At 74.2% G+C, this 11,630-nt stretch carries 10 protein-coding genes and 1 other RNA gene; 3 read left to right on the top strand and 8 right to left on the bottom strand.

The annotated features are described in order from the left end of the window. Positions 1-52: 52 nt before the first annotated feature. Genes ACFQBR_RS17890 through ACFQBR_RS17880 form a run of 3 tightly spaced genes read right to left on the bottom strand, consistent with a single transcriptional unit; the run spans position 53 to position 4,091 of the window. Entirely contained in the window at positions 53-193 is a 141-nt protein-coding gene (locus tag ACFQBR_RS17890; RefSeq protein WP_267948341.1) for a hypothetical protein, read from the bottom strand. Continuing rightward, a complete protein-coding gene (locus tag ACFQBR_RS17885; RefSeq protein WP_378553872.1) occupies positions 190-2,181 on the bottom strand; it encodes an MmpA family trehalose lipid delivery protein in 1,992 nt (663 codons plus the stop codon). Before ACFQBR_RS17885 ends, ACFQBR_RS17890 begins: the two co-directional genes overlap by 4 nt. Further along, the gene (locus tag ACFQBR_RS17880) at positions 2,181-4,091 is read right to left on the bottom strand and encodes a GDSL-type esterase/lipase family protein (RefSeq protein ID WP_378553870.1); all 1,911 of its coding nucleotides are present in this window, start codon (positions 4,089-4,091) and stop codon (positions 2,181-2,183) included. The genes ACFQBR_RS17885 and ACFQBR_RS17880 overlap by 1 nt, the downstream gene beginning before the upstream one ends. 297 nt (positions 4,092-4,388) lie before the next feature. On the opposite strand from ACFQBR_RS17880, the gene ACFQBR_RS17875 reads away from it, so the two are divergent. Next, positions 4,389-5,336, top strand: a complete 948-nt coding sequence (locus ACFQBR_RS17875; protein WP_344182431.1) for a hypothetical protein — start codon at positions 4,389-4,391, stop codon at positions 5,334-5,336. 111 nt (positions 5,337-5,447) lie between these two features. Here ACFQBR_RS17875 and ACFQBR_RS17870 read toward each other — a convergent pair whose 3' ends face one another. Continuing rightward, a complete protein-coding gene (locus tag ACFQBR_RS17870) occupies positions 5,448-5,963 on the bottom strand; it encodes an NADPH-dependent FMN reductase (protein WP_267948338.1) in 516 nt (171 codons plus the stop codon). A 619-nt stretch (positions 5,964-6,582) separates the two neighbouring features. Between ACFQBR_RS17870 and nagA the strand changes: the two genes are divergently transcribed. After that, on the top strand, positions 6,583-7,731 hold the full coding sequence (gene nagA, locus ACFQBR_RS17865) for an N-acetylglucosamine-6-phosphate deacetylase (protein WP_344182433.1): 1,149 nt from the start codon (positions 6,583-6,585) through the stop codon (positions 7,729-7,731). Positions 7,732-7,835: 104 nt separating this feature from the next. Continuing rightward, positions 7,836-8,144 (top strand): hypothetical protein, encoded by a 309-nt coding sequence (locus ACFQBR_RS17860; protein ID WP_330158937.1) that lies wholly within the window; start codon positions 7,836-7,838, stop codon positions 8,142-8,144. 252 nt (positions 8,145-8,396) lie between these two features. On the opposite strand, the gene ACFQBR_RS17855 is transcribed toward ACFQBR_RS17860, so the two are convergent. From ACFQBR_RS17855 to ssrA, 4 genes are all read right to left on the bottom strand, one after another. Beyond that, positions 8,397-9,200 carry a class I SAM-dependent methyltransferase gene (locus ACFQBR_RS17855; protein WP_344182435.1) on the bottom strand — a complete coding sequence of 268 codons (804 nt, stop codon included), beginning with the start codon at positions 9,198-9,200 and terminating at the stop codon, positions 8,397-8,399. 132 nt (positions 9,201-9,332) lie between these two features. Further along, entirely contained in the window at positions 9,333-10,103 is a 771-nt protein-coding gene (locus tag ACFQBR_RS17850; protein WP_344182437.1) for a DUF2812 domain-containing protein, read from the bottom strand. Beyond that, entirely contained in the window at positions 10,100-10,432 is a 333-nt protein-coding gene (locus ACFQBR_RS17845) for a PadR family transcriptional regulator (protein WP_267948333.1), read from the bottom strand. The genes ACFQBR_RS17850 and ACFQBR_RS17845 overlap by 4 nt, the downstream gene beginning before the upstream one ends. A gap of 398 nt (positions 10,433-10,830) precedes the next feature. Further along, positions 10,831-11,202: a transfer-messenger RNA gene (gene ssrA, locus ACFQBR_RS17840) on the bottom strand. Between the last annotated feature and the right edge of the window lie 428 nt (positions 11,203-11,630).

Here is an 11,630-nt window from a genome sequence, read left to right as displayed (position 1 = left end):
GGCGCCCCGCTGGGGACGGGGCGCCCGCTGTCCTCCGTCGAACTCGGGCTTCCTAGCGGTCGCCGTAGTTGTAGAGGGTTTCGTTCACCGGCTCCGCGGTCGCGGTCGAGTCCGTGGCGAGGCTGGTGGCCAGAACAGTGCCACCCCCCGCCAGGGCCGCGCCGATGACGCAGGCGGCGATTACCTTGATCACTTGGGGATCTCCTTCCGCGCGCCCGACCCCGAACTGGGACCGAGGCACTGGAAAACGAGACTAGAACCTGATCTAGCCATAGACCAGATGATTGCCCCAACTGTAACTAACCCGCCGGTAACTTCCAACCCCGAAATGGTGGCTTTGTCTGCCTTGATGTGCTGATCCTGAACCTCCAGAAGCACCATGTCGGCCCCCTCCACCACCACGGACAGTCCGTCCACCCCGGACCAGAACTGGTTATCGACCGGTGCCGTCACCGCCACGTACCGCACCCCGGCCCCGGCCAGGACCCCGGGGTCCAGCCGCTCGGGCAGCCCGGTCCCCGGGTCCGGCCGCAGCAGCCCGGCGACCTCCCGGGCCCGGGCGTCCTCGCCGGTCACCACCACCGCGCCGCCGTCCGGAGTGCCGACCACCAGGTCGTCGTTCCACACCGTCCGCCGGTCGAAGAGCCGGGTGGCCGGGTCGAGCACGACGGTCGGCCGGCCGGACCAGTCGATCCCCCGGTAGGCGCTCCACGGGAGCACCAGCACCGCCCCGGGGCGCCCGTCCCCGGCCACCGCCCGCTGGGCCTCCAGCCAGGAGGCGGGGTAGTCGGCGGGAGCGAGCGCGCCGCCCGCGCCCCACAGGAGACCGGGGAGGGTCACCACGGGAAGGAGCCCCGCGAACACCGCCAGCACCATCCGCCACAGCCCGGCGGGCTCCGGTCGGGAGCCGCCCGCAGGCGGGGGGCCGTCTCCCCCCGGGGAACGGACGGCGCCCGCCACGGGGAGGCCCCGCGGCGGGGCGCCCCCCTCCCCCGCCACGGAGGAGCCCGACAGCCACAGCACCGCCGCGCCCAGCCCGAGCGCCTGCACCAGCGCCAGGGGGGCGACGTAGAGCTGGCCGTCCCGCAGCACCCCGAACCCCGGCCACAGCCCGACCAGCCAGCCCAGGAGCTCCCGGCCGGGAGCAGTGGCGCCCAGCAGGGCGATCGCCAGGCCCGCGGCGGCGGCCGCGGAGAGCCCCGCCCCGAAGGGTGGCCGCCCCCTCCGCAGCAGCCACGCCCAGCCCGCGAGCGCCGCCAGGCACAGGAGCAGCCGCACGGCGGCCGTCACCGGCTCGCCGTAACCCGCCGGGACGGCCCCCGAGTTCCACACCCCGCCCAGGAGCAGCAGGGACACCGCCGTGCCGAACGGGGTGTCGGACCTGGCCGCGAACGCCTCCACCCCTGCCGGGTCGGTCCCCGCGCCGCTCGTCAGCGACGGCAGCAGCCACGGCAGCGCGACCGTCACCAGCGCCGCGAGGAAGAGCCCGGTCCGCGCCCACCGGCGACCGCCGGGACCGCCCGCTCCGGGCGGGGCGCCGCCGGGCGCCCGACGGGCTCCCAGCAGAGCCACCGGGCCCGCCGTGAGCCCGGTCAGCACCACGGACGAGAACCCGCCCACGGCCGCCGGGACGAGCGCGCGCACGACTCCGGCGAACCCCGCCCCCGGCCGGAGCTCCGCCGACCGGACGACGGCCCCCACCACCCACGGCAGCCCCGCGTAGCCCAGGAGCACGGCCCACTGGCCCAACAGCAGGCGTTCGGCGACGAACGGGTTCCACACGTACGCCAGGCCCGCGGCGGCCGAGGCCGCGAGCGTCCCGGCCCGCACCGGCCCGTCTCCCGCCCACGCGCGGGCGAACAGGACGGACGCCCCCGCCCCTCCCACGGCGAACACCGCCAGCAGCGCCAGCGCCTGCACCGCGTCGCCCGGCAGCACGCCCGACAGCGCGGCCACCACCACGTCGCTGGGCACGGCCCGGGGGAAGCCGTCCGTCCCCTCCAGCACCGTGCCCGGGGACAGGTCCGGCACGAACACCATGTCGTAGCGGAGCACGTACCCGGGGCCGAGCGCCGGCCCGAGCGCCAGGACACCGGCGAGCAGGCCCACCGCCCACGGCAGCAGGCGTGCCGCCCACCGGAGCCTCCGGGCGCCGCCCGCGGCACCGCTCCGCACGGCCATCAGCCGCCCCCCAGGAGGGCGCTGTCGGAGAAACCGCCCTCCACGTAGTCCCGGTAGGAGCGGACCACGACCTCGTAGGCGCCCGACACCGTCGCCGTCCAGCGCGGCTCCTCCCCCGCCGAGCCGAGCGTGCGCCAGCCCTCCCCGTCCTCGGGGCCGCGTCCGTCGCGCCGTTCACAGCCGCCGTCCGGCTCCGAGGGGGCGGGCAGCGGCGCCTCGGGCGCCGGGGTCGGGCCGGGGTCCGGCAGGGGCGGGTCGGTGGGAACCGGGTCCGGTGCCGGCGGGGACGGGTCCGCGCCCCCGTCCGGCGGGGCCGCGCCCCCGCCGTCCGGGCTGCCCGGCATCCCGTCCACGTCCGCGGGGATCCCCGGGGACCGCCGCTCGTCGGCGGACACGCAGTCCAGCGGCCGCACCCACACCTCGTAGTGGGAGGCCTCCTCCACCGCGTCCCACACCACCGTCGCGCCGCCGTCCCGGACCCCGATCCCGTCGGGGCCGGGGGGCGGGTCGTCGTCCCACACCAGCTGCAGGGGCTCGGACTCCGCGCCCTCGTCCCTGCCCTTGAACGGTCGCACGACGAACTCGTACCGCGCACCGCTGAACAGCGACTCCACCAGCACGGACCTCTCGCCGCCGTCGTCCTCCACCTCGACCGGCAGCACCGACGCCTCGTCGGGGTCGGGCTCCACCCGGCGCTGCACCACCCGGTAGCCGGTCGCCCCGGGCACGGCCTCCCAGCTCAGCACGAGTCCGTCCCCGGTCTCCTCCGCGACGGGCTCGGGAGCGGTCGGCGGCCCGACCGGCAGGCGCGGGAGCGGGCGCTCGAACGCCCGGCCGACCCCCAGCGGATCGGCGAGCGCGTCGGCGAACGCCGCGGCGATCCTCAGCTCGCCGCGCGCGTTCGGGTGCGCCTCGTCCCAGTTGTCGCGCGCCGGCGCGTACCCGTCGGCGACCCGCGCGACGACCACGGGCGAGTCGCCGGAGGTGAGCTGCCGGGCCAGGTCGACCAGCCCCATGTTGAACCGGGCGATCTCCTCGTTGAACCGGCCGTCGTCGCCGGTGCCCTCCACCGCGGGCAGCTCCCCGATGACGAAGCGGGTCTCGCCCTGCACGACACGGACCGTGGACACCGTCTCGCCGATGCCCTCCAACGCGTGGTCCGCCCCGTGCCCGGCGAGGATGTCCTCGGTCCCGGCGAGGAGCAGCAGGTACTGGGGGGCGTGCTCGGCCGCCACTTCCGCCACACCGGTGGCGAGTTCCCTCGTGGACGTGCCCCAGCGCGCCGCGTGGTCGGTGTCGAAGCCGGGGTCCGCGTAGTCACGGTTCCCGGGCTCCCCGTCGTCGAGCCCGTACAGGTCGTCGCGGGGGCCGACGAAGTCGATCTCGACGTCGGCCTCCCGCAGGTGGGACCACAGGTGGAAGCGCCAGGTGTAGTCGCCGCTGCTCCCCTGGGTCAGGGAGTCGCCGACCAGCATGAGGCGCAGCTCGCCCGCGGGCGGCCCCGGAACCGTGACGGGCTCCTCCGCGAGCTCGTCCCCCTCGCCCCGCGCCCCGCCCGAACCGGTCTGGATGAGCAGGAGGGTGACGGCCATCGCCGCGAGCATGACCCCCAGGAGCCCGAGCGGACCGGGCTCGAAGCGCGAGGAGCGGTACCGCCAGGGGGTCGGGCGCGGCCAAGGCAGGTCACGCCACGAGAAGTTCCGCGCGTACCCGCGCCAGGAGTGCGGGAGCAGCCCCGCCGCCCGCGACCACGGCGAGGGGCCCGCCCCGCCGGCCGCGGAGGAGCGCTCCTCCGCCTCCGGTTCCGAGACGCCGTTCGCGCCGTCCCCCGCCTCCGCACGCGGGGGGCCGACCGCCCCGCCGCGGGGCTCGGAGGTGTCCTCACCGGGCTCGCCTGGGTCCTGCACCATGCCCCATCCCTCGCCGTCACGCCCTTCGGCAGCCCCGGAACAGGTTCTATGCCCACTCCCGGAGCCACACCGTCCCTGGCTGTTCAGACGAGGACATGGGGCTCGTCAGACCAGACTAGAACTGGTTATATGGAGGTCGTCAACCGTCCAAAGTCCTCCGGCGGCCGATGTGGGACCGCGCATCCCGACGTTAGCGCCACCCGTGTCCGCCGAGACCCCCGCCCCGGCGCTGCCGCACCGGGCGCCGACGCACGGGCCCTCCCGACGCCGCCGCCTCCGAGCCGAAAGGCCCCTCCCGTGATCGGACTCCTGGTCGCGCTCCTGTCCGCCGTGGTCTACACCGTCGGCCTGAGCGTGCAGCAGCGTGCTCTGCACGGGTCGGAGTCGATCTCGGTCAACCGCCCCCTCCGCCTGGCCCGCGTACTGCTCGGCAACCCCCGCTGGGTGTTCGGCTGCCTCTTCACCGCGCTCGGCAGCGTGGGGCTCATCGTCTCCCTCGGCCTGGCCCCGGTGTCCGTGGCCCAGCCCGCGTTCGCCGCCGGGGTGGCGTGCGGCATCCTCGTCGTCACCCTCGTCGTGGGCGAGCGGATCACCCGCGGCGAATACGTGGCCCTGGCCCTCATGCCGGTCGCCCTGGGCCTGCTCACCCTGTCCACCGCCGACGGCGCGGAGACCGGGACCACCGCCGACACAGGGCTGCTCGTCACCGTCAGCCTGGCCACCGTGGCGGCGTGCCTGGCCGTGGTCGCCCTCACCGGCGGCGGCGGACGGTCCATGTCGGCGGCGGCCCTGGGCGCCGCGGCCGGCTTCGCCCAGGGGAGCGCCGGACTCCAGGGCAAGGGCCTGGGCGGACTGCTGGCCGACCACGGCCTGTGGGCGGCCGTGGCCCCCGCGCTCCTGTCCCCCTACCCCTACCTGTACGCGGTCGGGTGGGCGGTGGGCATCGTCCTCTTCCAGACCTCGCTCCAGCGCTCCCGGGCGTCGATCACCGCGCCGGTGTCCAACGTGGCGGGCAACGTGTTCATGGTCGTGATGGGCACGATCCTGTTCGGGGAGCGGCTGCCCGACGACCCGCTCATGCTGGCGCTGCGGATCGGCGGCTTCGCGCTGACCCTGGTCGTGGTGGTCCTGGTGCGCGGCAACGTGGCCCGGGCCGAGGCCGACACCAGCCGCAGGCGGGCGCACCTCGCCGACGCCGCGCCGACCGCCCCCGCCCGGAACGGCACGGACGCGCCCGGGGCCTGACCCCGGCCGTCCCACGGAAGGCGGGGCCCGGCGCCGCCGCCCCGCACCGGAGCCGGCGGCGGGCCCGGGTCCGCGGACACGGGCCCGCCGCCGGCGGACGGCAGGTCCGGGTCAGGCGGCCACGGAGACGGCCTGGCGCAGACCCGGGGCGGCGACGTCCGCCCAGGCCCGCACGACGCTGTCGGGCCGGCCGGTCTCGTCGTCGGCCAGGATCAGGCCGGGCTCGGCCACCCAGGCGCCCAGGTCGGCGAGCAGGATCCGCAGGTCCTCCTCGATGCCGTGGCTGTTGCGCAGGTCGTCCACGACGGCCAGCGGAACCGCGACGGTGTGGCCCAGGCCCAGCTCGGGCAGGCGGTCGAGGAACACCTTCAGCAGGCCGGTGTAGGTGCCGTGCGCCTGCGGGGACGCGACGAGCAGGACGTCGCTCCGCCGCACCGTCTCCAGTGCGGCGTCCACGGCTTCGGAGGACTCGGCGAGCAGGTCGGGGCCCAGCTCCGCGAGGTCGATGACGTCGGGGACGGAGGCGACCCCCGCGCGGGAGGCCACCTCGGAGGCGGCGCGCAGGGCGGCGTCCCGGACGGCGGAACGGGAGCGGGGGGCGGCGACGAGCACGGTGAAGCGGGTCATGCGGAACTCCTGGGTTCGGTCAGAGCGAGCCGGGATCGACCGGAGGAAACGTCGGGGGGCGGCGATCGGGGTGCTGACACCGGAGAGGACGTCGTTCCTCTTACCGACACGGGGAGTGGACCTCGTCGTCCGGGACTCGGTGCGTCGGGCCTGGCAGGGAGGCTCCGCGGGCCGGGGTACGACCCGGGCCCAGAACTGGGAGTGATGAGCGTCCGGTGTCTGCGGTAGGGCACGGTCACGGGAGTACACCCGTGGCGCGGGGCTGCGGCCCCGCAAGGCACTAGCTACGACAGAGCGCGCTCGCCTGCTGTCTCAGATCGACATGCAGGCGCTGGACAAGCAGCTCACCGGCGGACATGCCTCCATCATGAGGCGCGGCGGCCGCTATCGTCAATGCGTGCCGCCCCCCGCCTCGCGACGACAGGCCCCGACGACGTACGGTCCAGCCCTCGGACAGCCGTCCCAGGGTTCGGAACGCCCCAGCTCCGCAGGGGATACGGGGCGCAACGGCGGAAGGCACACCCCCTTCCACCCGGCGCCGACGCGGCGATGTAATTTGCGCCACACAACCTTCGCCCTCCCGTTCACCGGGCGCCGCAGACGCAGAGAGAGCTCGAACATGGCCCACACCCCCGTCACGCTCACCAACGCGCGCGTCGTGACCCCCGACGGAGTCCACGACGGCTGGCTGCGGGTCGAGAACGGCCGCGTGGCCGCGCTCGGCTCGGACGCCCCCTCCTCCGGAGCCTCCCCCGGCGAGGTCCGCGACCTCGCCGGCTCGTGGGTCGTCCCCGGCCTGGTCGACACCCACATCCACGGAGGGGCCGGGCACGCCTTCCCCGAGGCCGATCCGGAGGGAGTCCGCGAGATCGTCGCCTTCAACCGCCGCCACGGGGTGACCTCCCTGGTGGGGGGCCTGGTGGCCGCCACCCCCGAGGACACGGTCCGCCAGGTGGCGGCCCTCGCCGAGCTCTGCGACGCCGGGGAGCTCGCGGGGATCTACCTGGAGGGGCCGTTCATCGCCCGCTCGAAGTGCGGGGCGCACGACCCGGAGCTGCTGCGCGACCCGGACACGGTCGAGTTCGACCGCTGGCTGAAGGCCGGCCGGGGGCACGTGCGCATGGTCACGGTGGCCCCCGAACTCCCGGGCGCCCTGGACCTGATCGGCGCGGCGGTGTCCTCGGGGGTGGTGGCCGCCGTGGGGCACACCGACGCCGGCTACGAGCAGACCCTGGCGGCCTTCGACGCCGGGGCGACGGTGGCCACCCACGTGTACAACGCGATGAGGCCGCTCAACCACAGGGACCCGGGACCGATCGCGGCCGCGCTGAACGACGGCCGGGTGACCCTCGAACTGATCATGGACAACGTGCACGTCCACCCCGGCGCGGCGGCCCTGGTGTTCGCGGCCGCGGGCGCGGACCGGGTGTCCCTGGTGACGGACGCGATGTCGGCGACCGGGCTGGGCGACGGCGAGTACACGCTGGGCGACCTGCGGGTGCGCGTGAGCGGCGGAGAGGCGCGGCTGGTGGAGAACGGGGCGATCGCCTCCAGCACCATCGTGCTGCCCCGGGCCGTGCGCAACGCGGTCGAGGGGCTGGGGGTCGGCGTGCCCGAGGCGGTGCGGTCCGCGTCGTCGGTCCCCGCGGCGGCGCTGGGCCTGGCCGGAGCGGGGCGGATCGAGGTCGGGGGCCACGCCGACCTCGTCGTCATGTCGGAGGGGCTCACCGTGTCCGACGTGATGTACCGGGGGGCCTGGACGGCATGACGGCGTGTCGCCATCCGGGTGCGTAACGGTATTATAACCTTGAGTCACAATGGCGGCAGGGCATCGAGGAGAGCACCCGCGCTCGACACGAAAGGATCTGCGCCATGGCCCAGTCGAGACAGACCGAGGACGAGCAGCCGACCCAGGAGGCCTCCGAGGAACACGGGCACCTCGGCAAACTCGCCGGCGAACTGTCCCGTTACTCCGTCCGGGCGGACGTGGTCGACGGCCGCTCGCCCTACCTTCGGGTGAGCAATCCGGCGTCCACCTGCGCGGTCGAGGACGTGATCTGTGAACGCAGGGAATTCGACTACGCGTTCCTCGCCTCGTTCGGGGTCCACCTCGGCAGCAGCGGGAGCCTCGGGGTCACGGCCCACAAGGTCGCCTGGCTGGTGGGGGCCACCGAGGCGTGAGGACCGCGCGTCCGCGCCGACGGGGGCGGCGCCGAGCGGCGCCGCCCCCGTCCGTGCCCGGGACCGGGCCGCCGGGAGGCGCCGCGGCGACGCGTCCGCGCCGCACGTGGGTACGCACCGGGACCGGCCGTTCCATCGGAACGGGGCATGGCACCCCCTGCGGCCTTTACGACGTAGATTCAGCAGGAGCGGACGGCTCGGGACGGCGGACAGCGGCCGCCGGGCCCCGGTGGCGCGGACAGGACCCCTGCCTCAGCCTGCCTCGGACCGGGGCCCACGGGCGGTGACGCGGATCTTGGACTGGCCGTGCGGCCGTTCCTCCCAGTCCTCCATGAAGCGCGCGTCGAGCCCGTGCTTCTCCGCCAGAGCGATCAGCGTGTCGGTGCGGTAGTAGAAGTCCTCGCGCAGCACCTGGTGCTCCTCGCCCTCGGTCCGGTCGAACGTGAAGTCGAAGAACCCGCCCGGCGCCAGGATCCTCTCCACGTTCGCCAGGGCCTCGTCGATCACCTCGATCGGCGAATGGGAGAACACGCTGTGCGCGTGCACCACGTCGAAGCGGCCCTGGGGCAGGAACGAGAACGTCAGGTCCCGCGTGATCGTCAGGTGCGGCAGCTTGGACTGGAGCCCCCGCTCCACGAGGACCCCCTTGGCGGCGATGAGGATGTCCGGGGAGATGTCGATCCCGTAGTAGCCCCCCTCGTCCAGGTAGTCGATCAGCCGCCACCCCGCCCGCAGGTTGCCGCAGCCGATGTCCAGCATCCGGTGCCCGGGTTCGAGGCCGTGCTCGACCAGGTAGTCGAACTGCATCCGCCCCAGGGCCAGCCAGCGTTCCTCGTTCCGGCTGCCCACCGCGGCCCTGGGGTCCCTGGCCGCGTCGGAGGCCATCACCGCCCGGTAGTAGTCCACGTGGTCGCGGTGGGTCATCCGCAGTCTCCAGTCCCGGACGGACCGGCGCACATAGGGCACCACCCTTCCGGGGTTGCGCAACGCGTAGCGCACCTTGTGCGCCAGGGACGAACGGTTCGCGTTGAGGGACTCGGCTGTCTTGTTCGGCATCGGCAGAACTCTCGTGTCGAAGGCGCTCCGCGTGCCCGCCGGGTCGCGGGCCAGGGGACCACGAGGCTACTTCTTCCGACCCGGCGGCGAAAGGGAGGCCGGGGCGCCGCGGGCGCGCGCCCGGGAGCCCCCTCAGCCTCCGGAGCGCTCCCGCCGGGCCGCCGCCAGGCGGACGGCGCCCCAGACCGGGAGGAGGACGGCGATCGCCCCCACCACGGCCCCGGTGGCGAACCCGGCCAGGTCCGCGGCGCCCTCCGCGTCGGCGACGCCGGACACCAGGTTCAACACCGACCACCCGCCCGCGACGAGGGCGACCGTGAGGGAGGCTCCGATGACGAGCACCCCCTTGCGGCCGAAGAAGTAGCGGCGTCCGCCGGGCGCCGGCGGGGAGTCCAACTCCGCGCCGGGCCCCGCGGTGACCGCACCGGGACGCTTGAAGTAGGAGAGGACGGACCAGCGCCCGCACGGCTCCCAGCCCCCGGGCGCCAGCCGCTCCCCGAGGGTTTCACGGTCCGCGCGCCCGGAGCCGACCTCCTGGCGGTACTCCCACGTCTGGGGCCGTTCCGCGGACCTCCGGCTGACGAAGCGGCCGAGCCTGTCCACCCGCTCCACCTCCCATCCCTGGGCGCCCATCTCGTTGAGCCGGGCGGGCGCCTCGAAGGCGTCTGCGGTCCACACGAGGGCCTCGTCCTCCGGGTCGGCCCCGGTACCGCCGGAGTCCACCTCGCCGGAGGCGCGGGTCAGCGCCGAGGCGAACTCCTCCACCGGGCCGAACTCCTCCTCGGGGTCCGCACCGCTCTCCGCCGCGTGGGCGGAGAGGTCGTCCAGCAGCGCCCGGGACCGCTCACCGTCCACGCCGTGCTCCCGCAGCCGTGCGGCGAGGGCTCCGAAGTAGTCGCTCATGCAGTCTCTCCGTCCACGAGTACCGAGCGCACCGAGGCGTCGAACTCCATCCAGGCCGCGCCCTGCTCCCGCAGGAAGGCACGTCCACCGTCGGTCAGTGTGTAGTAGCGGCGGCCGGGCCCCTTCGGTGCGGCGCGATACTCCGCGACGACCAGCCCGGCCTCTTCCAACCGGTTGAGCACCGGGTAGAGCGTGCCTCCGCGGATCCTGCCGAACCCGCTCCCGTCCAAGCGCTTGGAGATCTCGTAGCCGTAGCTCTCCCCCTCGGTCAGGGTGGCCAGGACCAGGAGGTCCAGCACCCCCTTGAGCCAGCTCGCGCGGCGGTCCATGCGTGCGTCCTCCTCCGTCGGGAACCGCACGCACCGGTCACCCGGAACCTGCTCCCCCTCGCCTCCGCCACCAGCAGTGGCTCGACTTCACTACCTAGACAGTATCGCCACCTAGTCAGGGATACAACCTAGGTGGCATCGCCGCACAGATACAGGTCCGGGCACACGAAGGGCCCCGGCCCGCCGACTGCGGCGGACCGGGGCCCGGAACGACGGACGGCCCCGCGAGCGCGATCACGCGCGGGCGGGGCCGTGCCGTCATGGAACAGGGGTGACGCGAACCGGCCGCGAACCGCGAGGCGAAGCCTCGCGCCGGGTCCGGGAAGGCGTCCACGGACACAACGACGGGACGGCCCCGCGCGGCGGCATGAGCCGTCGCACGGGACCGTCCCGTCATCGAGTGGAGGTGGCGGGAATCGAACCCGCGTCCTTCAGCACCGAGCCAGGGCTTCTCCGGGTGCAGTCTGCGCTGTCGTTCTACTCGGCCCCAGCGCTTGCACAGACACATCGCTGACAGGCCCAGCCACGAAAATGTCCCGCTCAGGCCCCGTGGCCTGATCTGAGCGGTAAGTCACCTTGTTGATGCCGAGTCCTGGGCCGATGACATGCTCAGGTCGACAGAGACGCTATCGCTTAGGCAGCGAGAGCGAACTCAGTGCGCTTAGAATTGGCACTTGTGTTTATGCGAATGCAGGATTAACGAGGTCACAAACGCAACCCTCGACCCGCTTCCCCTGGAACGACTACCGAAGTCGAAACCGATCACCCCCTGTGAAATTGTCAAAGCCTCCCGTCAGACGGTCGGCCGACACGCGAGCGTCGAACGCCCGTGCGTCCGTCACTCTACCCTTACAACGGCACGGGGGCCAAGCTGATTCCCGTGCGGGGCCCCGAATCCTCCCGGACGCGGAGAACCCCCGTGAGCGCGGACGCGAGAAGTGGTCGACGCGGCTCACGGGGGGCGGTCGGCAGGGTCCGGCCGACCTCGTGGGAACCGGCAGGATCTCCCCCGAGATGAGGTCCTGCCCCACGTACTGGTCCGCTACCCCCGTGGCGGTCCCAGTCACAGGGGAAGACGCGAGCGGTCCCCCCGGGAGTTGCCCGGGGGGACCGTTCTTTGCCGCTCCTTGGCCCGCGCGGACCCGCCGCCCGCCGGGGACCGCCGGCCGGCCGCGACAGGGCGGGGCCTGCGCCCCGC

It is taken from the genome of Nocardiopsis tropica, assembly GCF_042660575.1.
In the GTDB taxonomy this organism is placed as follows: domain Bacteria; phylum Actinomycetota; class Actinomycetes; order Streptosporangiales; family Streptosporangiaceae; genus Nocardiopsis; species Nocardiopsis tropica.
Note: the sequence above shows the minus strand (reverse complement) of the source record. Positions and strands in the feature narration are given on the sequence as shown.